The organism is Microbacterium sp. Ru50, assembly GCF_002920555.1.
Taxonomy (GTDB): Bacteria; Actinomycetota; Actinomycetes; order Actinomycetales; family Microbacteriaceae; genus Microbacterium; species Microbacterium arborescens.
This window is the reverse complement of record NZ_PQSV01000002.1, coordinates 21,966-43,759: the sequence shown is the minus strand read 5'-3', so window position 1 is coordinate 43,759 and position 21,794 is coordinate 21,966. Positions and strand designations below refer to the sequence as shown.

Here is a 21,794-nt window from a genome sequence, read left to right as displayed (position 1 = left end):
CACCGTGAGCGGTGGCCGGGGCATCCGTCGTTCGCGGGGCCGTCAGTCGGCGTCGGTGGCCGTGGTGATCTCCTCGCCCTGAACCTGCTCGCGGTCGTTCTTCGCCTTGTCGCCACGGGTCTTGGCGAGGCTCGCGACGGTGGCGACCGCGACGGTGGCGGCGATGAACAGCAGCGAGAACCAGATCGGGATCTCGGGAACCCACAGCAGCGGCTCGCCGCCGTTGATGAACGGCAGCTCGTTGACGTGGAGCGCGTGGAAGACGAGCTTCACACCGATGAAGGCGAGGATGACAGCGAGGCCCTGCGCGAGGTAGACCAGACGCTCCAGCAGACCGCCGATGAGGAAGAACAGCTGGCGCAGGCCCATCAGGGCGAACGCGTTCGCCGTGAAGACGATGTACGCCTCGTTGGTCAGACCGTAGATCGCGGGGATCGAGTCGACCGCGAAGACGAGGTCGATGAAGCCGATCGCGATGATCACCAGCAGCATCGGGGTGACGAACCGCTTGCCGTCCTTCTTCACCGTCAGCTTGTCGCCGTTGTACTCGTCGGTCACGGGGAGGTGGCGGCGGACGAAGCGCATGAACTTGCCGTTGGCCGGGTCGGAGTCACCGTGCGAGAAAGCCTGACGGTAGGCGAGGAACAGCAGCAGCGCGCCGAAGATATAGAAGATCCACGAGAAGTTGTCGATGAGGGCCGCGCCGATGGCGATGAACGCGCCGCGCATGATGAGCGCGATCACGATGCCGATCATCAGCACCTTCTGCTGGTACTTCTTCGGCACCGCGAAGCCGGTCATGATGATGAGGAAGACGAAGAGATTGTCGATCGACAGCGCCTTCTCGGTCAGGTAGCCGGCGAAGTACTCGCCCGCGAACACCCAGCCCCAGCCCGGCACGAAGCCGATGACCACGCCGAAGATGAGCGCGAGGCCGATGTAGAACGCCGACCAGCGCGCGGATTCGGCGATCGTCGGCTCGTGCGGCGTGCGCACGTGCGCGAAGAACTCGTACACGAAGAAGGCGATGGTCACCGCGATGGTGATGATCCACACGAGCGGAGTGATGTCCACGAAGGCTCCAAGGGGTCGACAGTAGCGAACGGCCAGGTCTCCTTCATCCCCGGAGGGACCGGCGTCCCGGAATCCGACGTCGGATCCGTAATGACGAGAGCGCCGCAGGCGGAAGTACTCCCCTTGCTTCGCGGTATCTTACGCGACGATCGTGACGCCCAGCGCATCTACTCTGAAGCGATGGACGCCGCTACCTCCCGCCGCTACCATTCGTTCGCCGACTGGGCCCGGGACAGCTCGCCGATCTACGCCGAATGGGCCACCGGGATCGCGGGCGACGACGAGCTCACCGAGCGGATCGCGCTGCTCGGCGAGCGCCGCGGTCAGCCGAACCTCGTCTTCGCCGCCGCACGCTGGGCCGGCTGCGGACTCGAGCCGTTCGCCGCGTGGCGCGAACGCCTGGTCTCGGAGTGGGAACGGGTCGCCGCCATCACGGCGGAGCGCCGCACGCAGACCAACGAGGTCGGACGCTGCACCACCCTCCTGCCTCCCCTTTCGCGCATCGACGGCCCGATCGCCCTGCTCGAGACCGGCACCGCCGCCGGCCTCTGCCTCTATCCCGATCGGTACGCGTACGAGTACTCGTCTCCCGGCTGCGAGCACCCCCGGACCATCGTGCCCGCGAGACCCGATGCCGCTCCGCGCCCGCTGCTGCGCTGCCGCATCGACGATCCCGACGCCGTGCCCGACTCCCTCCCCGACGTCGTCTGGCGCGCCGGCATCGACCTCGCCCCGATCGACGTGCGCGATACGGACGCGGTCTCCTGGCTCGAGACGCTCGTCTGGCCGGGCTCCGTTCACGACGAGCGCGTCGGTCGGCTGCGGGCAGCGGTCGAGGTGGCCCGGGCCGACCCGCCGCGCATCGTCGCCGGCGACATCCTCGACCGCCTCCCCGAGGTCGCGGCCGAAAGCCCTCCCGACGTGACGCTCGTCGTGTTCCACAGCGCGGTGCTCCTGTACCTCGATGCCGACGAACGGCGCCGCTTCGCCGACCTCGTGAGCACCCTCGGGAAACGGGTGAACCGCCGCGTCGTCTGGATCTCGAACGAGACGGCGGGCACCCTGCCGGAGATCGACGGACGGATGCCGCGGCGCGTCGACACAACCGGCAGCTTCGTGCAGACGGTCGACGGGGTGCCGGTCGCACTCGCGGCCCAGCACGGCGCGACCTACGAGGTGTCTCCGTTCCGGTCGTGACGTAACACGCGAGCAGCGTGCGCCCGCACCCGGGAGAATGGCTCGCATGGACTGGCAGACCTCCGAGGACACGGTGCCGAGCGCGCCGATCACGGAGGCCGATGCGCGCCTGCTGCGCGGACGGCCACCTGCCACGGGCGCCTGGCGCGACGGCGACCCCGTCGGGCACCGGAGCTTCGGCGCGTTCGGCCCGCTCGCCACCGAGAGCGGTGAGCAGCTGCCGAGCTTCCGCCTCGCCTACGAGACGTGGGGCGAGCTCTCACCCCAACGCGACAACGCCGTGCTGGTGCTCCACGCGCTCACCGGCGACAGCCACCTGCGCGGCGAGGCGGGCCCGGGTCATCCGACGGCCGGCTGGTGGGAGGACATCGTCGGTCCGGGTCTGGCCATCGACACCGACCGCTGGTTCGTCGTCGCGCCCAACATGCTGGGCGGTTGCCAGGGGTCGACGGGCCCCTCGTCGATCTCGTCCGACGGCTACGAATGGGCGGCACGCTTCCCGTACCTCACGATCCGCGACCAGGTCGCCGCGCAGGTCCGGCTGGCCGACGCCCTCGGGGTCGAGGTATGGGCCGCGGTCGTGGGCGGATCGATGGGCGGCATGCACGCGCTCGAGTGGGGCGTCGGGCACCCCGAGCGCCTGGAGCGACTCGCGATCCTCGCCGCCCCGCCCGTCAACACCGCCGACCAGATCGCGTTGAACTCCGTGCAGCTCGAGGCCATCCGCATCGACCCGCGGTTCCAGGACGGCGAGTACTACGACGCGGCCGACGGCGAGGGCCCCCACCGTGGCCTCGCACTCGCGCGCCGCATGGCTCTGCTGAACTACCGCAGCCCGACCGAGCTGAACCTGCGCTTCCAGCGCACGTGGCAGTCGGGCAAGAGCCCCCTCGGTCTCGGCGGACGCTTCGCGGTGGAGAGCTACCTCGACTTCCACGGCAACAAGTTCACGCGACGATTCGACGCGAACAGCTACATCACTCTCGTCGAGGCGATGAACTCGCACGACGTCGGTCGCGACCGCGGCGGGATCGAAGACGCCCTGGCGCGCGTCACCGCCCGCACCCTCGTGCTGGGCATCGACTCAGACCGGCTGTTCCCCGTCGAGGGGCAGCACCGCATCGCTCGCGGCATCCGATCGACCATCGACGACGCTGCGGTGGTGATCTCGAGCGACTTCGGTCACGACGCGTTCCTCATCGAGACACCGGTCGTCGGCGCCCATCTGCGACGGCTGCTCGAGGGCTGACGCCTCAGCGCGTCGGTGCGGGCGCGTCGGGCCGCGGTGCGCGGGACGACGTCCGCCGTCGCGCACGAGCCTCGACGGCGAAGCTCGTGCAGGCGACCCCGAATCCGGCGAGGGCGAGGACGACCCCCACCCATACCGGCGCGACGTATCCGAGTCCGGCGGCGATCGCGGCCCCTCCGAGCGCCGCGCCCAGCGCGTTGCCCATGTTGAGGGCCGAGTGGTTCAGCGCCGCAGCGATGGACTGATTGTCGCCCGCGACATCCATCAGGCGCGTCTGGATCGTCGGACTCAGCGCCGCGGAGAAGAACCCCACGAGGAAGACGAACAGGCCCACGGTCACGATCCAGCCGGCAGTCAGTGCGAGGAGCGCCTGGATCAGGGCGAGGGCGACGAGACCGCCGAGGAGGCTTCCGCGCAGGTCGCGGTCGGCGAGCCTGCCGCCGACGAGGTTTCCGATCGTCATGCCGACTCCGGCCACGACGAGCACGATGGGCACGGCCCACTGCGGTGAACCGGCCGCCTCGGTGACGAGGGTCGCGACGTAGCTGTACACCGCGAAGAAGCCGCCGAAGCCGATCGCGCCGATGCCGAGGGCGAACCACACCTGACCGATACCGAAGACCCGCAGTTCGGCGCGCAGGGTGCGCGACGGCTCCCCCGCGTGCTGCGGCACCGTCAGGGCGATCGCCACCGTGGCCAGCGCGAAGATCGCCGCGACGACGAGGAACGCGGCCCGCCATCCGAACTGCTGACCGAGGAACGTGCCGAGCGGAACGCCCACGACGTTGGCGATGGTGAGGCCCGTCAGCACGAACGCCACGCCCTGCGCACGCTTGCCCGGCCCCAGGACGTCGGCGGCGACGAGCGCGCCGATGCCGAAGTAGGCGCCGTGCGGGAGCGCCGCGAGGAACCGGGATGCCGCGACGAGCTCGAACGTCGGCAGCACGAGCGTCAGCGCGTTGCCGAGGGTGAGGGCGAGCGCGAGGAAGACCATGACCCGGTGCCGCGGGTACTTCGCCACGACACCCGCGATGGTCGGAGCGCCAACGACGACGCCGGCGGCGTAGAGCGTGATGAGCCACCCCGCCTGGGCGATCGCCGCTTCCGGATCGCCCGCGTAGACGGAGGGCAGCAGCTCGCCGGCGATCTCGGGCAGCAGGCCCATGACGACGAACTCGGTCATCCCGATGCCGAAGCTGCCGATCGCGAGCGAGAGCAGGGCCCGGCGGGCGGTCGGGCGAGAAATGGCGGGCGTCGTCACTCCGGGAGCGTAGCGCCGCCCTCGCCCTCGTGTCGAATCGATTCGAGTGCGCCCTCGAGGCGCTCGATCTTGCCGTCGAGCTCGCCGCTGTATCCCGGCCGGATGTCGGCCTTCAGCACGAGCGAGACACGCGACCCGAACGGCAGCACCGCCTCGGTGGCCCGCTTGACGACATCCATCACCTCGTCCCACTCCCCCTCGACCTCGGTGAACATCGAGGTGGTGCGGTGCGGCAGGCCGGATGCCCGCACGACGGCCACGGCCGCGGCGACGGCATCGTGCACCGAGCCGTCGGGATTGCTGCCGGTGCCACTGGGAGCGACGGAGAAGGCGATGAGCATGATGGACCTCCGGATCAGGCGGGAACGGACGAGGGCGTTCGGACGGGAACGCGGACGAGCCGCACCACCATCCAGACGCCGAGGACGACGAGCAGGACGTTGCGCACGGTGAGGATGCCCACACCCAGGGGATGCGCCGACAGCACCTCCCCGTAGAACACCGGGTAGACGAGCTGCGTGAGCGCACTGAGGACGAGCACCAGGATCGCCGGGCGCGCCCAATCGCGGCGCGCGACGACGAGCCCGAGCACGACGGGCGGGACGAGCCAGCACAGGTACTGCGGCGACCCGACCTTGTTCAGCACGATGAACACGGTGACGATCGCGAGCGCCGCGACGGGCAGAAGATCCTTCACCGCGGCGCCGCGGCGCACCTTGAGGGCGGCGACGACCGCCACGGCCCCCACGCCGATCATGAGGATCGGAGTCATCGCCGCGATAACCGGATCGATCTCGGTGCCGGTCACCTGGAACGTCAGGATCTCGGTCGAGTAGTAGACGAAGAACCCCGGGATGCCGAGCATCTGCCCCCACAGGTAGAACATGCTCACGGGCGCCTCGACCTGAAGACCGCGCCCCGTCTGATCGCCGATGAACCCGAGCGCATGGTCGAGGCCACCGGCGGCGACGACGGCCGCGAGCGTCGCGACCGAGACGACGAGGCCGGCGCCGACGAGCGCCCATCGCCGTCGGAGAGCGATGACGGCGGCCGCGATGATCGCCGCCGGCCAGACCTTGATCCACGTCGCGACCGCCAGCAGGATGCCGGCCAGCCACGGCCGGCCGCGTAGCCACAGGCAGCCCATGACGGCGAGCGCGACGGTGACGGCATCGAGCCGGTAGAGGCCGACCGGGCCGAGGAGCAGGATGGCGGCGAGCCAGAACCACGCCGCCGTCACGCGTCCGCGCGACCGCGCGCGCCCCACGAGAACCGCGAAAGCGAGGGCGTCCAGCGCCGTGACTAAGATCGCCCAGCCGACCGTGTAACCGGCGATCCAGGCGAACCCGTGGGCCAGGACGAGCGGGATGAGCGCGAGCTGGGGATAGACCCAGTCATCGTCGATCCCGACGATGCCCTCACCGGAGAGCGCCCGCTGGGACCAGGGTTCGTAGACGAGGTAGACATCCCCCATCGGCTGGTTCGGCAGCACGAACCCGAGCACCGAGACGACGAGGTGGACGAGCGCGAACGCGACCCACAGCGTTCCCCGTCTCGACACCGTCACATCCTACGGTGAGCCCCTAGCAGCCCGCCGGTGGCGTCAGCGCGCGGCCGGGTCTCCTCCGGAGAGCAGCTCGTCGATCACGGCGGGTACGGCCTCCGCGACGTCCAGCGCCGTGATGGGGCCGGGACCGGAACCGCGACCGGCATGTCCGTGGATGTACGCCGCCGCGGCGGCCAGCGGTGCCAGCGCCGCGGCATCCAGATCGCGCTGAGCACCCCGGGCCGCCACGACCGCTCCCAGGATGCCGCCGAGCACGTCACCGGTGCCCGCGGTGGCGAGCCACCCCGTGCCGGCCCGGACGACGGCGGTCCATCCGTCGGGAGCCGCGACGACGGTCTCGGCCCCCTTGAGCAGCACGGCGATGCCCGCCGCGGCCGCAGTCTCGCGGGCGGCAGCGATGCGGTCGGCGAGTGACGTCGGTGTCACCTCGTCGAGGCCGAGCAGCGCACGCAGGCGCGCGTGCTCGCTCTGGTGCGGGGTGACCACGAGCGGGGCCGCGGCGCCGGGCATCAGGTCGAGGGCGCCCGCATCGACGACGACGGGGATGTCTCCCTGGAGCAGCTCACCCAGCCGTGCCGTCTCGGCAGCGGGACGAGTCGCGGCATCCGTCCCCGAACCGATCAGCCACGCCTGCACGCGTCCGGGCGCGGTCACGGTCTCGGGTCGGCGCTGCAGCACGAGGTCGGCGGGACGCTCGGGGCCCAGGTAGCGGACCATCCCGATGCCGGTCCGCCACGCGGCCTCGACGCCGAGCACGGCGGCTCCCGGATACTCCTGCGATCCGGTTCGCACACCGAGCACCCCGCGGGAATACTTGTGGTCGTCGGCAGTTGGCTTGCGCAGGAGCGCGACCGTGTCGCGCGCATCCCATTCGTGGATCTCGACCATGGCGCCACCCTATCGGCGCCCCGAAGGAGCCCGGCGTGAGCCAGTTGTTCAGCCCCCTGACCATCCGAACCGTCGAGGTGCGCAACCGCCTCTGGGTCGCCCCCATGTGCCAGTACTCGGCGCAGGACGGCATCCCGAACGACTGGCATCACGTCCACCTCGCGCAGTTCGCGTCGGGCGGTGCCGGACTCGTCATGGCCGAGGCCACCGCGGTCGTGCCCGAGGGGCGCATCACCCCGGAGGACACCGGCATCTGGAACGACGAGCAGCGCGACGCCTGGCGCCCGATCGTGACGGCGATCCACGACCGCGGGGCGGTGGCCGCGATCCAGCTCGCGCACGCGGGCCGCAAGGCGTCGACCTATTCGCCGTTCGCCGCCGAGCGCGGGACCGTGCCGGAGGCGGAGGGCGGCTGGCAGACACTCGCCCCCTCGCCCGTCGCCTTCGACGGCTACGCCCGGCCCGACGAGCTCGAGCGCGCCGAGATCGACACCCTCGTCACCGCGTTCGCCGACGGAGCACGCCGTTCGATCGAGGCCGGCTTCGACGTGCTCGAGATCCACGCCGCGCACGGCTACCTGCTGCACGAGTTCCTGTCGCCGTTGTCGAACCGGCGCACCGACGAGTACGGCGGCTCGCTCGAGAACCGCGCACGGCTCCTGCTGCGCATCGTCGAGGCGGTCCGCGCCGCGGCACCCGACGCTCCGCTGTTCGTGCGCTTCTCGGCGACCGACTGGGCCGAGGGCGGCTGGGATGTCTCCGACACGGCGACGGTCGCGGCCTGGGCGCACGTGCGCGGCGCCGACCTCGTCGACGTCTCGAGCGGAGGGCTCGTCGCGCACCAGCGCATCACGACGGGGCCCGGCTACCAGGTGCCCTTCGCCCGAGAGATCCGCGAGACCACCGGCCTCCCCGTCAGCGCGGTCGGCGAGATCACGACCGGGACCCAGGCCGAGGAGATCCTCGCCGCCGGAGCGGCCGATGCGATCATGGCCGGCCGCGAGTGGCTGCGCGATCCGCACTTCGGGCTCCGCGCAGCCGACGAGCTGGGCGAGGACGCCGCGATCTGGCCGCCGCAGTACGTCCGCGCACGGCGCCGCTGAGCTCGCGTCGCCGCCCCTCCCGGCTCAGGCCCAGCGAGGTGCGCGGCGCGTGGCGTCGTGCACCTCGCCGATGAGCTCCTCGATGATGTCCTCGAGGAACAGCACCGCGGTCGTCCGCCCCTCGGCATCCCGAACCTGCGCGAGGTGGCGGCTCGACCGACGCATGAGGGCAAGTGCGTCCTCGAGGTCGGTCGTCTCGGCGACCGGCACCATGAGGTGGATGCGCTTGGACTTGATCGGCCGCGACGCCGCGCCGTCGGCATCCTCCGCCTCTCGCAGCACGTCCTTGAGGTGCACGTACCCGACCGGCTGGTCGGTGTCATCGACGATGACGTAGCGCGAGAAGCCGTGCCGCGCGACGGCACGCTCGACGTCCTCGGGGGTCGCCGTCTCGGGCAGCGTGACCAGCTCACCGAACGGCACGGCGACATCCGCCGCCTTCTTATCGGTGAACTCCACGACGGCTGCGACCGTTCCCGACGCATCGTCGAGCACGCCTTCGATCCGGGATGTCGCCACGATGGTGGCGACCTCGTCGAGCGTGTACGTCGAGGTCGCCTCGTCCTTCGGCTCGACCCGGAACAGCCGCACGGCGTGATTGGCGATCCAGTTCAAGGCGACGATGATCGGGTAGAAGACCCGCGAGACCCAACGCAGCGGCGTCGCCAGCAGCAGCACGGCACGGTCGGGCAGCGAGAAGGCCAGGTTCTTCGGAACCATCTCGCCGAACACGACGTGCAGGTACGACACGACGATGAGGGCCACGGCGAAGGCGACGACGTCGACGACGGCCTCGCCCCACCCGGTGAGCCCGAGCGGCACCGCCAGCAGGTGGTGGATCGCCGGCTCCGAGACGTTGAGGATCACCAGCGAGCAGATCGTGATGCCCAGCTGGCACGTCGCGAGCATGAGGGTCGCGTGCTCCATCGCCCACAGCGCGGTCTTCGCCGAGCGCGACCCCTTGTCGGCGAGGGGCTCGATCTGCGAGCGGCGCGCGGAGATGACCGCGAACTCGCTCGCGACGAAGAACGCGTTGAAGGCCAGCAGCACGACGAGCCAGGCCAGTCCCGCCCAATCGTTCATCGACGACCACCGTCCTCGCGGCGCGGGGCCGGTCGCATCGGCTCGACCGCGGACCCGGCGGGTGCTTCCTCGGACACGGGGGTGGGCTCGAAACGCACGCGATCCACCCGTCTGCCGTCCATCCGCTGCACGGTGAGCGTGCCGTCGTCGATCTCGACGGTGTCGCCGACGACCGGGATCCGCTCCAGCACGCTCATGACGAAGCCGCCGACGGTGTCGTAGACGTCGCCCTCGGGAACCCGGATGCCGGTGCGGTCGAGCACCTCATCGGGACGCAGCTCCGCGGGGAAGACGATACCTCCGGCGACCCGCAGGACGCCGGCGCGGTTGCGGTCGTGCTCGTCGAGCACCTCGCCGACGATCTCCTCGACGAGATCCTCGAGGGTCACGACACCGGCTGTGCCGCCGTACTCGTCCACGACGATCGCCATCTGGTAGCCCCGGGCGCGCAGTTCGCCGAGGACGGCGTCGAGGTGCACGGCCTCGGGCACCCGCAGCGGCTCCTCCGCGATGGCGGCGGCAGGGACGTCGGCGCGGCGCTCGCGCGGGACGCTGACCGCCTGCTTGACGTGGACGATGCCGGTGATGTCGTCCATCGAGTCGCCGAACACCGGGAATCGGCTGTGGCCCGTGCGCCGCGCGAGCTGGATGACGTCCTCGACGCTGTCTCCCGCGGCGACCGCATGCAGGCTCGGGCGCGGCGTCATGACGTCGGCCGTCGTCAGCCGGGCGAAGGTGAGCGAGCGATCGAGCAACGAGGCGGTGTCCTTCTCGAGGACGCCCGCACTCGCCGACCGGCGCACGAGGCTCGACAGCTCCTCCGCCGAACGGGCACCCGACAGCTCCTCCTTGGGCTCGACGCCCATCGAGCGGAGCACCCCGTTCGCGCTTCCGTTGAGCAGCGTGACGGCCGGACGGAACACGGTCGTGAAGAGGGTCTGGAACGGGATGACGAGCTTCGCCGTCTGTCGCGGGATCGCCAGGGCGAAGTTCTTCGGGACGAGCTCGCCGAGGATCATCGAGAAGATCGTCGCGATCGAGACGCCGACGACGGCGGCGACGGGGCGCGACACGGTCTCGGGCCAGCCCCACGCCTCGAACACCGGTGACAGCAGGTTCGAGATCGCCGGTTCCATCGTGTAACCGGTGAGCAGCGTCGTCAGGGTGATGCCGAGCTGCGCGCTCGACAGGTGCGTCGAGGTGATCCGCAGCGCCGCGATCGTCATCGACAGGCGCGATTCACCCGCCGCCTGGCGCGCCTCGAGATCAGCTCGATCGAGGTTGACGAGCGCGAACTCGCTCGCGACGAACAGACCGGTGCCGACGGTCAGCAGGAGCCCCACGCCCAGCATGACGAAATCCATCAGGCGTCACCCCCGATCGGTCGGGGTCGGCGGGGCGAGGGTCGGCAACTGGGAGGGTCGTCCATCGTGCGCCCGATCTTACGCCTGTCGGGCCTGCCGGGCGCAGCCGCGAGAATCGACCCATGACGGATTCGACGAGCGCGCCGGGGAACGTGGAAGACCGAACGACGGGTATCGGCGAGAGCCGCGGCATCCGTGTGCGTCCGTTCGTGCCGGCCGATGTCGAGTCGTACCGGAGATGGCTCCAGCCCGATCAGGACTGGCATCGCTGGGACGGCCCCTACTTCCCCAAGCTCGACGGCGCGGGGGTGGATGCCGCGTGCGCGCGGCTCGCATCCAGCATCGCCGACGGATCGTACGCCGCGCACGCCCCGTTGACGCGGGCGGTCATCGTCACGACGGACGATCCGGCGACGATGCTCGGCACCGTCTCGTGGCACTGGGAGTCGGAAGCCTCGGATTGGCGTCGGATGGGCCTGACGGTCTACGACCCGGGGCAGCGCGGCCGCGGGGTGGGTACCGCGGCCCTGCGCATCTGGACCGACTACCTCTTCCGCACCACCTCCGTGGTCCGGCTCGACTACGCGACCTGGTCGGGGAACGAGCGGATGCTCGCTGTCGGCCGTCGTCTCGGTTTCGCCGAGGAGGCGCGCTTCCGCGACGCCCGCGAGGTGCGCGGCCGACGTTACGACTCGGTGGTCATGGGTGTGCTGCGCGACGAATGGGAGTCGTCCGGCCGCGGGCCGTCGCGGGCGGCGAGCCCTACCAGCTGACGGGGAGCGCCTTGCCCTCTTCGTAGCCGGCGGCCGACTGGAGGCCGACCGTCGCGCGCTCGTGGAACTCTGCGACCGTCGCGGCTCCCGCGTAGGTGAACGACGAGCGCACGCCCGAGGTGATCATGTCGAGCAGATCCTCGACGCCCGGGCGCAGCGGGTCGAGGTAGATCCGCGACGACGAGATGCCCTCGGCGAACAGCTCCTTGCGGGCTCGCTCGTAGGCGTCGAGGCGTCCGAACCGGCCGACGACGGCCTTCGTCGAGGCCATGCCCCACGATTCCTTGAACGCGCGCCCCTCCTCGTCGAGCTGCACCTCGCCGGGCGACTCGATCGTGCCGGCGAACCACGAGCCGATCATGACGGATGCCGCACCCGCGGCGAGCGCCAGCGCCACGTCTCGGGGATAGCGGACTCCCCCGTCGGCCCAGACGTGGGCCCCGCGCTCCGCGGCCGCCTGGGCGGTCTCGAGCACGGCGGAGAACTGCGGCCGCCCGACAGCCGTCATCATGCGCGTCGTGCACATCGCCCCGGGCCCGACGCCGACCTTGAGGATCGTCGCTCCCGCCTCGACGAGGTCGGCGACGCCGTCGGCCGTGACGATGTTCCCCGCGACGATCGGCAGACCGAGGTCGAGCGCTGCGACCTCGCGCAGCGCGCGCAGCATTCCCTCTTGATGCCCGTGGGCGGTGTCGACCACGAGCACGTCCACGCCCGCGGCGGCGAGCGCCTGTGCCTTGGCCGCCGCGTCGCCGTTGATGCCGATCGCCGCCGCGACGATGAGACGCCCGTCGCCGTCGACGGCGGGGCGGTAGATCGCGGTGCGCAGTGCGCTGCGGCGCGACAGCGTGCCCACGAGCGCTCCCTGGTGGAGCATCGCGACGACGGGGACGTCGGCCGCGTCGATGAGGTCGAAGGCGGCGCGAGGATCGGAGACGTCGTCGGCATCGATCGCTGTGGCGCGCCCGCGAACGAGGTCACCCAGGCGGGCGTCCGGCAGCGCGGTGGCGAGGCGGGCGGCGGGAACGATCCCGGTGATGTCGTCGATGCGCAGCGTCGCCGCCGACGGGTCCGCGACGACGATCCCGTGCCCGTCCAGCGCGGGAAGGATGCGGGATGCCTCGGCGACCGTGGCATCCGGTGAGAGCACGATCGGGGTGTCCCAGGCGACCGGCTGGTCCTTGACCCAGCGGATGGCGGCATCGAGGTCCTGCAGCGGCATGTCCTGCGGCAGGACGCCGAGCCCGCCCCGGCGCGCGAGCGTGGCGGCCAGGCGGGGACCGGTGACGGAGTTCATGTTCGCCGACACGATCGGCAGTGTGGCGGCGGTGCCGTCGCCGGGAGCGAGGTCGACGTCGAGCCGACTCGTGATCGCCGATCGGCGGGGCACGAGGAAGACGTCGGAGTACGTCAGGTCGACCGTGGGCTCAGCACCGGAGAAACGCATGCTCCCTACGCTACGCCGCTGACCCGGCAGACAGCCGGGCATGCGCCGGGGCGGCCGCGGCCGGTCGTCGGCGGGCTCGATCACGATGCGATACCACGGGCGCCGTCGCGGCATCCGGCCCGTTGATCTGGGCTACCCTAGGAGACTGTGCGCGGCGGCGGACCACCGCCGTGAGAACTGATCTTCACCGATGAAAGCAGGCGATCTGCCGTGTCCAGCCAGGCGACCGGAATCGGAACCTCGAACGACGGAGAGTTCGGGGCGAACGAATGGCTCGTCGCGGAACTGTATGAACAGTTCCGCGAAGACAAGAACTCGGTGGACAAGGAGTGGTGGCCGACGCTCGAGGCCTACGCGGCTCACATGAACGGCGCCGCCTCCCAGCCCGCCGCATCCGCACCGGCGAAGCCCGCCGAGGCCGCTCCCGCGCAATCGGCCCCCGCGCAGCCCGCCGCGGCCTCCCACCCCGTGACGGCGCCCGTGCCGACGGTCGGCTCGCAGCCGGTCGCGCGCACGACGGCCCGTCCCGCCGCCGCCCAGCCGGTGCCCGCCCAGGCTCCCACGACGCCCGCCGCCGAGGTGGAGCAGCGCGAGGATGTCGTCACCCCGCTGCGCGGTATGCCGAAGACTCTCGCCGCCAACATGGACGACTCGCTCACGGTCCCCACCGCGACGAGTGTGCGCACGATCCCCGCGAAGCTGATGATCGACAACCGCATCGTCATCAACAACCACATGGCGCGCACGCGCGGCGGCAAGATCAGCTTCACCCACCTCATCGGCTGGGCGCTGATCCAAGCGCTCAAGGCCTTCCCGAGCCAGAACGTCTCCTACGCCGAGGTCGACGGCAAGCCGTCGGTCATCGCGCACGCGCACGTCGGCCTCGGCATCGCGATCGACCTCCCCAAGCCCGACGGCACCCGCGCGCTCATGGTGCCGAGCATCAAGCGCGCCGAATCGCTCAGCTTTGGCGAGTACCTGGCCGCCTACGAGGACCTCGTCAGCCGGGCCCGCAAGAACAAGCTGACCGCGGCCGACTTCCAGGGCACCACGATCTCGCTGACCAACCCCGGCGGCATCGGCACGGTGCACTCTGTTCCGCGGCTCATGCGCGGTCAGGGCAGCATCATCGGCGCCGGCGCGCTCGACTACCCTGCCGAGTTCCAGGGCTCGAGCGAGAAGACGCTCGTCAACCTCGGTATCGGCAAGACGATCACGCTGACGAGCACCTACGACCACCGCGTCATCCAGGGCGCGGGCTCGGGTGAGTTCCTCAAGACCGTCCACGAGCTGCTCATCGGCAAGAACGGCTTCTACGACGAGATCTTCGCCGCGCTGCGCATCCCCTACGCGCCCATCCAGTGGTCGACCGACATCAACGTCGACCTCGCCGAGCGCGTCGACAAGACCGCGCGTGTGCAGGAGCTCATCAACTCCTACCGCGTGCGGGGCCACCTCATGGCCGACATCGACCCGCTCGAGTACCGCCAGCGCACGCACCCCGACCTCGAGATCGAGCAGCACGGGCTGACCTTCTGGGACCTCGACCGCGAGTTCGTCACCGGCGGGTTCGGCAGCAAGCGCGTCATGAAGCTCCGCGAGATCCTGGGCGTCCTGCGCGACTCGTACTGCCGCACGATCGGCATCGAGTACATGCACATCCAGGACCCCGAGCAGCGCAAGTGGTTCCAGGACAACGTCGAGGTCAAGTACCAGAAGCCCGGTCACGACGAGCAGCTGCGCATCCTCGGCAAGCTCAACCAGGCCGAAGCGTTCGAGACGTTCCTGCAGACCAAGTACGTCGGTCAGAAGCGCTTCAGCCTCGAAGGCGGCGAGTCGCTCATCCCGCTGCTCGACGAGGTCCTCCAGGGCGCGGCGCGCACCGGACTCGAAGGGGCCGCGATCGGCATGGCCCACCGCGGCCGCCTCAACGTCCTGACGAACATCGCCGGCAAGACGTACGGACAGGTCTTCCGCGAGTTCGAGGGCTCCGTCGCGATCGGCTCGAAGAGCGGCTCCGGCGACGTCAAGTACCACCTCGGCACCGAGGGCACCTTCGTGGGCGACGAGGGCGACGAACTGCCGGTGTACCTCGCCGCGAACCCGTCTCACCTCGAGACCGTCGACGGCGTCCTCGAGGGCATCGTCCGCGCCAAGCAGGACCGCGGTCCGATCGGGTCGTTCTCGTGGCTCCCGATCCTCGTGCACGGCGACGCGGCGTTCGCCGGCCAGGGGGTCGTCGTCGAGACCCTGCAGATGTCGCAGCTGCGGGGCTACCGCACCGGCGGCACCGTCCACGTCGTGGTCAACAACCAGGTCGGCTTCACGACGCTCCCCCTCGACGCCCGCACCTCGGTGTACGCGACCGACGTGGCCAAGACCATCCAGGCGCCGATCTTCCACGTCAACGGCGACGACCCCGAGGCCGTCGTCCACGTCGCCCAGCTGGCGTTCCGCTACCGCCAGGAGTTCAAGCGCGACGTCGTGATCGACCTCGTCTGCTACCGCCGCCGCGGCCACAACGAGGGCGACGACCCCTCGATGACGCAGCCCCTCATGACGAACCTCATCGAGGCGAAGCGGTCGGTCCGCCGGCTCTACACCGAGTCGCTCGTCGGACGCGGCGACATCACCGAGGAGGAGTACGAGCAGGCCAAGCGCGACTTCCAGGATCGCCTCGAGGTCGCCTTCGCCGAGACGCACGCCGCCGAGACCGGCGCGTCCGGCCCGGTGGGTCTGTCGGGCCCGATCGACCAGGCCGTCGGCGCCCCCGAGACGACGGGTGTCGGCGAAGACGTCATCCGGCAGATCGGCGACGCGTTCGTCAACGCCCCCGAGAACTTCACCGTGCACGGCAAGCTCAAGCAGCTGCTCGACAAGCGCCACGACATGAGCCGCAACGGCAACATCGACTGGGCGATGGGCGAGCTCTTCGCGTTCGGATCGCTGCTGATGGAGGGCACCAACGTCCGCCTCGCCGGGCAGGATGCGCGTCGCGGCACGTTCGTGCAGCGCCACGCCGTCCTGCACGACCGAGCGAACGGCCAGGAGTGGCTCCCGCTCGCGAACCTGTCCGAGAACCAGGGCCGCTTCTACGTCTACGACTCCCTGCTGAGCGAGTACGCGGCCATGGCGTTCGAATACGGTTACTCGGTGGAGCGGGCGGATTCGCTGGTGCTGTGGGAGGCGCAGTTCGGCGACTTCGCCAACGGCGCCCAGTCGGTCATCGACGAGTTCATCTCCTCGGCCGAGCAGAAGTGGGCGCAGCAGTCGGGCGTCGTCCTGCTGCTCCCCCACGGCTACGAGGGGCAGGGACCGGACCACTCGTCCGCTCGCATCGAGCGCTACCTGCAGATGTGCGCGCAGGACAACATGACCGTCGCTCGCCCCTCGACGCCGGCGTCGTACTTCCACCTCTTGCGCCGCCAGGCGTACGCGCGTCCGCGTCGCCCGCTCGTGGTGTTCACACCGAAGGCGATGCTGCGCCTGCGCGGCGCCACGAGCCCCGTCGAGGACTTCCAGAAGGGCAAGTTCGAGCCCGTGATCGACGACACCGCGATCTCCGACAAGAGCGCGGTGAAGCGGGTGCTGCTGCACTCGGGCAAGATCCACTGGGACCTGAAGTCCGAGCTCGACAAGAAGCCGAACCCCGCCATCGCCCTGGTGCGTCTCGAGCAGTTCTACCCGGCGCCGATCGACGAGCTGAAGGCGGTCCTCGCGGGCTACCCGAACGCCGAGGTCGTGTGGGTTCAGGACGAGCCCGAGAACCAGGGAGCGTGGCCTTTCATCGCGCTCGAGGCCGCCGCGAAGCTCGACGGCCGCGCGGTGCGCGGCATCACCCGGCCCGCAGCGGCATCGACGGCGACCGGTTCGCCCAAGGTGCACGCGGTCGAGCAGGCCAAGCTCATCGAGCAGGCGCTCACCCTCTGACTCAGGGGTTGACGAAAGGGGCGGACGTGCGAAGAACGTCCGCCCCTTTCACGTCGCCCGTGGCGGCGTCGTGATCGGCCGATCGGGCGGGGTCAGCGCCGCTCAGGCGTGCGCCGCCTCCTGGGCCTTCCGGAGGCGTGCCAGCACCTGGTCGCGGAGCTCTTCGGGGGCCGATTCCCGGCAGGCGCGGGCGACGACCTCGGTGAGCGTGCGCGAGACCAGAGCCTCGTCACGACATGCCGGGCACGACTCGAGGTGCTCACGGATGTCGGCGTGCTCGGTCTTGCAGACCTCGTTGCGCAGGTACTCTTCCAGGTCGCGTCGCGCCTTGTCGCAGCCGCAGTCACTCATTTCTTGCTCCTCGTGGGGGGCGTCGCGATGCCCCGCTCCTTCGCGTAGTCGGCCAGCAGGTCACGTAGGAGGCGTCTGCCACGGTGCAGACGGCTCATGACCGTGCCGATCGGGGTTTTCATGATGTCGGCGATCTCCTGGTAGGCGAAGCCCTCGACGTCGGCGAGGTACACCGCCAGCCGGAAATCCTCGGGGATCGACTGCAGAGCATCCTTCACCGCGGATGCCGGCATGTGGTCGATCGCTTCGGCCTCGGCGGAGCGACTGCTGGATGCGGTGGTCGATTCCGCACCGCCCAGCTGCCAGTCCTCGAGGTCGTCGATGGTGCCCTGATAGGGCTCCCGCTGCTTCTTGCGGTAGGTGTTGATGTAGGTGTTCGTCAGGATCCGGTACAGCCACGCCTTGAGGTTCGTCCCTTGCGTGAAGGAGGACCACGAAGCGAAGGCCTTCACGAACGTCTCTTGGACCAGGTCTGCCGCGTCGGCCGGGTTGCGGGTCATCCGCATGGCCGCCGCGTACAGCTGGTCCATGAACGGGAGCGCCTGCTCCTCGAATTGGGCGCTCGGATCCGTGACCGCTTGCTCTTCCATCAGCGGCCAGTCTACGTGGGCGTCCCACGGCACGACTGTGGGATCGGCGAGTGCGATCATGGACTCCCTTCCTCCGTGTTTCGAACATCCTCGACAGGACGAACGGGTTCGATACTGTGGAAACCCATGACCCCCGCCGCGTATTCCCCCCGTCCCGCCGACATCGGCGCGCCGTGGCGCGCTCCCGTCGCCGATGCCCCCGTCCGAGCCGAGGTCGCCGTCCCCGGGTCCAAGTCGATCACCAACCGCGAGCTGGTGCTCTCCGCCCTGGCCGAGACGCCCTCCCGCCTGATCGCGCCGCTGCACTCCGACGACTCCGCACGCATGATCGACGCCCTGCGGGCTCTGGGAGCCCACATCGAGGTCGTGCCCGGCGATGGCCGATTCGGCCCCGACCTCGTCGTGACGCCGTTCGGCGAGGAGGTCAGCGACGCCGTCGTCGACTGCGGTCAGGCCGGCACCGTCATGCGCTTCGTCACTCCCCTGGCGGGCCTCGCCCGCGGTGAGGTCACCGTCACCGCTCACGAGAGCGCGCTGCACCGCCCGATGGCCGAGATGATCCGCAGCCTTCGCGAGCTCGGCGTCGACATCGACGACGGCGGCCGGTGGACACTGCCCTTCCTTGTCCACGGCCACGGCCACGTCCGCGGCGGCGAGGTCACGATCGACGCGAGCGGGTCGAGCCAGTTCGTCTCGGGCCTCCTGCTGGCCGCGCCTCGCTTCGACGTCGGCCTGCGGCTCGTGCACGACGGCCACCGCCTGCCGAGTCTTCCCCACATCGACATGACGGTCGAGGCCCTCGGCCACCGCGGGGTCGTCGTCGAGCGACCGAGCGAGCGGGAGTGGCTCGTGCCGGCCGGTCCGCTGCGCGGCAAGGAGCTCACGATCGAGCCCGACCTTTCCAATGCGGCTCCGTTCCTGGCCGCCGCCGTCCTCACCGGCGGCCGTGTCACCGTGCCGCACTGGCCCGTGCACTCGACCCAGCCGGGTGCCCTGCTGGCCGACATCCTCACCGAGATGGGGGCGCGCGTCACGCGACGCAGCGGCGTGCTCGCCGTCACCGGAACCGGCGAGATCCGAGGAGTCGATCTCGACCTGTCCGCCGCGAGCGAGCTGACCCCGTCGCTGTTCGCCCTGGCAGCGTTCGCGGATTCGCCGAGCACGCTTCACGGCATCGGGCACATCCGCGGCCACGAGACCGACCGCATCGCCGCCCTCGTCGGCAATCTGCGTGCGCTCGGCGGTTCGGCTGAAGAGCTCGAAGACGGCATCCGGATCACGCCGGCGCCCCTGCGCGGCGGACTCTGGCGGGCTCACCACGACCACCGGATGGCGACCGCCGGTGCCATCATCGGACTGCGCGTACCGGGGGTCGAGGTCGACGACATCGGCACGACCGCCAAGACGATGCCCGAGTTCCCCGAGCTGTGGGCCGAGATGCTCGCGGACGACGTGCGGGTCGACGGGTGAGCTGGCTCGGCGGCGACGACGACCTCGACGAGGAGTACGACGAGTCCGATATCCGGATGCGTCCGAATCCGAAAGCGAACCGACCCCGCACGAAGCGGCGCCCTGCCCATAGCGACGCGCAGGTGGCTCGCGTCGTGGGCGTCGACCGCGGCCGCTACACCGTGCTCATCGACGAAGACGGCGACGACGAGCACACCGCTCTCGCGGTGCGCGCGCGTGAGCTGCGCAAGCAGCCGATCGTCAGCGGCGACCGGGCACGAGTCGTCGGCGACGTCTCGGGAGACGAAGGCACCCTCGGCCGCATCGTCGGCATCGAACCACGCACGACGCTGCTGCGGCGCAGCGCGGACGACACCGATCAGGTCGAGCGGATCGTCGTGGCCAACGCCGACCAGATGGTCATCGTCGTGGCCGCAGCCGACCCCGAGCCGCGCCCGCGACTGGTCGACCGCTACCTCATCGCCGCGCTCGATGCCGGCATCCACCCCCTGCTCGTGGTGACGAAGACCGACCTCGCCGACCCCTCGGCGTTCCTCGCGCACTTCGAGGGCGTCGACGACCTCGAGGTCCTCACGAGCGGACGGGGCCGGATGCCGGTGGCCGAGCTCGGGGCGAGGCTCGTGGGCCATGCGACGGTGTTCGTCGGCCACTCCGGCGTCGGCAAGTCCACGCTCGTCAATGCCCTGGTGCCGACCGCGGCTCGGGCGACCGGGCACGTCAACGAGGTCACCGGGCGCGGCCGGCACACGTCGAGCTCGACGGTGTCGCTGCGGTACCGCGGGCCGGAGGGACGCGGGTGGGTCATCGACACGCCGGGCGTGCGCTCGTTCGGACTCGGACACGTCGATCCGGCCAACATCCTCGCCGCCTTCACCGACCTCGCCGCCGTCGCCGAGGAGTGTCCGCGCGGATGCACCCACCTGCCCGACGCACCCGACTGCGCCATCATCGAGGCGGTCGCAGCGGGGCGGCTCGGAGAACGCGGACCGGCCCGCCTCGATTCGCTGCAGCGTCTGCTCGGCACGTTCTCGGCCGGTGTCGACCCAGCCGTACGTCGTTCTAGGCTGGATTCATGACGCGTCTGGAACCGGGCGACCTCGCCCCCGCATTCACCCTCGACGACCAGGACGGATCGGCGCTGTCGCTGGCGGACCTGCGCGGACGGCGCACGGTCGTCTTCTTCTACCCCGCGGCGATGACCCCGGGCTGCACGCGCGAGGCGTGCGACTTCCGCGACAGCGTCGAGTCGCTGCGAGCCGCGGGCATCGAGGTCATCGGGATCTCGCGCGATGACGAGGCGAAGCTGCGGCGCTTCCGCGAGCAGGAGCAGCTGACCTACCCGCTGCTGAGCGACCCCGACCACGCGGTCCACGAGGCGTACGGCGCGTGGGGCGAGAAGATGAACTACGGCAAGACCGTCGAAGGGGTGATCCGCTCGACCTTCGTCATCGACGCCGACGGCCGGATCGAGCACGCGCTCTACAACGTCAAGGCCACGGGCCACGTCGCCCGCGTCCGGACGCTGCTCGGCCTGGCCTGACGGAGGCGGGCCGGCCTCAGGCTTCGCCGCGATCGCGCGCCGCGCGCCGCGTGGCGGCCACGAGGAGCACGAAGCCGACGATGCCCGGTACCGCGATGAGCACAGCGGTACCGGCGTCGGCGTACTGTCCCGTGGCAGCTCCGAGAGCGACAGCCAGGATGAGCAGCTGCGCCACGATGCCTCCGGATCGGCCCCACGAGACCCGGCGCCAGACGGAGACGGCGAAGGCGACGAGGGCGGCCGCACCGATCGCCGTCAGGACGATGAGCGCCACCGAGCTCGGCACGTCGATCGTGTCGCCGCCGACGAGAGCGACGATCTCCCATCCGACGACCGCCAGCAGCGCGACGGCCTCGGCGGCGAGCACAGCTCCCGCGATGCGTTCGACAGCAGAAGGGGCCATGGCATCCGACCTTCGGTCCGGGCCGCACGAAACCGATATTCACGGCCCGGCGGCGAGCAAATACGCAGTTCACCCTTGATTCATCTGTCCGGGCTATGGGACGATAGACCAAGCCGTGTGCTCCCACAGCGAAGTGGGGCGAGCATCCGCTCGCACACTTAACCAGGGTACCGGACTACCCGAGTCCGGCCTGACAGAATCACCACCCCAAGGAGCACCACATGGATTGGCGCGATAAGTCTGCCTGCCTGACCGTCGACCCCGAACTCTTCTTCCCCGTGGGCAACACCGGCCCCGCCGTCGACCAGATCGAGAAGGCGAAGGCCGTCTGCGCCCGTTGCACGGTCACCGAGATCTGCCTGCAGTACGCCCTCGAGACCGGCCAGGACTCGGGCGTCTGGGGAGGCCTCTCCGAAGACGAGCGCCGCGCACTGAAGCGCCGCGCCGCACGCGCACGCCGCGCCTCCTGAGGCGCTCTCCGCTCTCGGCGTCGCCGACGCGGCG

The 21,794-nt window shown here is 70.3% G+C and carries 20 protein-coding genes; 9 read left to right on the top strand and 11 right to left on the bottom strand.

What is annotated here, in order from left to right; genetic code table 11:
- Positions 1-42 precede the first annotated feature (42 nt).
- A complete protein-coding gene (locus C3481_RS10170) occupies positions 43-1,074 on the bottom strand; it encodes a TerC family protein (RefSeq protein ID WP_023955312.1) in 1,032 nt (343 codons plus the stop codon).
- Between the two features lie 180 nt (positions 1,075-1,254).
- Between C3481_RS10170 and C3481_RS10165 the strand changes: the two genes are divergently transcribed.
- Together C3481_RS10165 and C3481_RS10160 are read left to right on the top strand one after the other, a co-directional pair.
- Complete coding sequence (locus tag C3481_RS10165) at positions 1,255-2,271, top strand: DUF2332 domain-containing protein (protein WP_103842179.1); 1,017 nt, start codon at positions 1,255-1,257, stop codon at positions 2,269-2,271.
- A 46-nt stretch (positions 2,272-2,317) separates the two neighbouring features.
- A complete protein-coding gene (locus tag C3481_RS10160) occupies positions 2,318-3,520 on the top strand; it encodes a homoserine O-acetyltransferase (protein WP_064955650.1) in 1,203 nt (400 codons plus the stop codon).
- A gap of 4 nt (positions 3,521-3,524) precedes the next feature.
- Here the strand turns inward: C3481_RS10160 and C3481_RS10155 are convergent, their stop codons facing one another.
- From C3481_RS10155 to C3481_RS10140, 4 genes are read right to left on the bottom strand one after another with little or no spacing between them, the layout of a single operon-like run.
- Positions 3,525-4,781 (bottom strand): MFS transporter, encoded by a 1,257-nt coding sequence (locus C3481_RS10155; RefSeq protein WP_064955651.1) that lies wholly within the window; start codon positions 4,779-4,781, stop codon positions 3,525-3,527.
- Complete coding sequence (locus C3481_RS10150; protein ID WP_064955652.1) at positions 4,778-5,122, bottom strand: thiamine-binding protein; 345 nt, start codon at positions 5,120-5,122, stop codon at positions 4,778-4,780. The genes C3481_RS10155 and C3481_RS10150 overlap by 4 nt, the downstream gene beginning before the upstream one ends.
- Before the next feature lie 14 nt (positions 5,123-5,136).
- A complete protein-coding gene (locus C3481_RS10145; protein ID WP_258039096.1) occupies positions 5,137-6,342 on the bottom strand; it encodes a glycosyltransferase family 87 protein in 1,206 nt (401 codons plus the stop codon).
- A gap of 42 nt (positions 6,343-6,384) precedes the next feature.
- Positions 6,385-7,236 carry an ADP/ATP-dependent (S)-NAD(P)H-hydrate dehydratase gene (locus C3481_RS10140; RefSeq protein WP_103842177.1) on the bottom strand — a complete coding sequence of 284 codons (852 nt, stop codon included), beginning with the start codon at positions 7,234-7,236 and terminating at the stop codon, positions 6,385-6,387.
- A gap of 35 nt (positions 7,237-7,271) precedes the next feature.
- Between C3481_RS10140 and C3481_RS10135 the strand changes: the two genes are divergently transcribed.
- Positions 7,272-8,339, top strand: a complete 1,068-nt coding sequence (locus C3481_RS10135; RefSeq protein WP_103842175.1) for an NADH:flavin oxidoreductase/NADH oxidase — start codon at positions 7,272-7,274, stop codon at positions 8,337-8,339.
- A gap of 24 nt (positions 8,340-8,363) precedes the next feature.
- On the opposite strand, the gene C3481_RS10130 is transcribed toward C3481_RS10135, so the two are convergent.
- Complete coding sequence (locus C3481_RS10130) at positions 8,364-9,422, bottom strand: hemolysin family protein (RefSeq protein WP_023955328.1); 1,059 nt, start codon at positions 9,420-9,422, stop codon at positions 8,364-8,366.
- Positions 9,419-10,786 carry a hemolysin family protein gene (locus C3481_RS10125; RefSeq protein ID WP_103842173.1) on the bottom strand — a complete coding sequence of 456 codons (1,368 nt, stop codon included), beginning with the start codon at positions 10,784-10,786 and terminating at the stop codon, positions 9,419-9,421. The genes C3481_RS10130 and C3481_RS10125 overlap by 4 nt, the downstream gene beginning before the upstream one ends.
- 122 nt (positions 10,787-10,908) lie before the next feature.
- Between C3481_RS10125 and C3481_RS10120 the strand changes: the two genes are divergently transcribed.
- Positions 10,909-11,559 (top strand): GNAT family N-acetyltransferase, encoded by a 651-nt coding sequence (locus C3481_RS10120; protein ID WP_083990522.1) that lies wholly within the window; start codon positions 10,909-10,911, stop codon positions 11,557-11,559.
- Here C3481_RS10120 and C3481_RS10115 read toward each other — a convergent pair.
- Positions 11,549-13,006 (bottom strand): GuaB1 family IMP dehydrogenase-related protein, encoded by a 1,458-nt coding sequence (locus C3481_RS10115; protein WP_023955334.1) that lies wholly within the window; start codon positions 13,004-13,006, stop codon positions 11,549-11,551. The genes C3481_RS10120 and C3481_RS10115 overlap by 11 nt on opposite strands.
- 210 nt (positions 13,007-13,216) lie before the next feature.
- Here C3481_RS10115 and C3481_RS10110 point away from each other — a divergent pair, with 210 nt between their 5' ends.
- Entirely contained in the window at positions 13,217-16,936 is a 3,720-nt protein-coding gene (locus tag C3481_RS10110; RefSeq protein ID WP_023955336.1) for a multifunctional oxoglutarate decarboxylase/oxoglutarate dehydrogenase thiamine pyrophosphate-binding subunit/dihydrolipoyllysine-residue succinyltransferase subunit, read from the top strand.
- A 102-nt stretch (positions 16,937-17,038) separates the two neighbouring features.
- On the opposite strand, the gene C3481_RS10105 is transcribed toward C3481_RS10110, so the two are convergent.
- Both C3481_RS10105 and C3481_RS10100 read right to left on the bottom strand, forming a co-directional pair.
- A complete protein-coding gene (locus C3481_RS10105; RefSeq protein ID WP_064955657.1) occupies positions 17,039-17,287 on the bottom strand; it encodes a zf-HC2 domain-containing protein in 249 nt (82 codons plus the stop codon).
- Positions 17,284-17,877, bottom strand: a complete 594-nt coding sequence (locus C3481_RS10100; protein ID WP_197690566.1) for a sigma-70 family RNA polymerase sigma factor — start codon at positions 17,875-17,877, stop codon at positions 17,284-17,286. Before C3481_RS10100 ends, C3481_RS10105 begins: the two co-directional genes overlap by 4 nt.
- Positions 17,878-18,003: 126 nt before the next feature.
- On the opposite strand from C3481_RS10100, the gene aroA reads away from it, so the two are divergent.
- The 3 genes from aroA to bcp are packed head-to-tail and all read left to right on the top strand — an operon-like array spanning position 18,004 to position 20,887.
- Entirely contained in the window at positions 18,004-19,347 is a 1,344-nt protein-coding gene (gene aroA, locus C3481_RS10095; protein WP_071919254.1) for a 3-phosphoshikimate 1-carboxyvinyltransferase, read from the top strand.
- Positions 19,344-20,423: a ribosome small subunit-dependent GTPase A gene (rsgA, locus tag C3481_RS10090; protein WP_064955658.1), complete on the top strand. Its 1,080-nt coding sequence runs from the start codon at positions 19,344-19,346 to the stop codon at positions 20,421-20,423. The genes aroA and rsgA overlap by 4 nt, the downstream gene beginning before the upstream one ends.
- Entirely contained in the window at positions 20,420-20,887 is a 468-nt protein-coding gene (gene bcp / locus C3481_RS10085; protein ID WP_023955346.1) for a thioredoxin-dependent thiol peroxidase, read from the top strand. The genes rsgA and bcp overlap by 4 nt, the downstream gene beginning before the upstream one ends.
- A 16-nt stretch (positions 20,888-20,903) precedes the next feature.
- Here bcp and C3481_RS10080 read toward each other — a convergent pair whose 3' ends face one another.
- Complete coding sequence (locus C3481_RS10080) at positions 20,904-21,290, bottom strand: hypothetical protein (protein WP_023955348.1); 387 nt, start codon at positions 21,288-21,290, stop codon at positions 20,904-20,906.
- A 221-nt stretch (positions 21,291-21,511) separates the two neighbouring features.
- Between C3481_RS10080 and C3481_RS10075 the strand changes: the two genes are divergently transcribed.
- Positions 21,512-21,760, top strand: a complete 249-nt coding sequence (locus C3481_RS10075) for a WhiB family transcriptional regulator (RefSeq protein WP_023955350.1) — start codon at positions 21,512-21,514, stop codon at positions 21,758-21,760.
- The last annotated feature ends 34 nt before the right edge of the window (positions 21,761-21,794 follow it).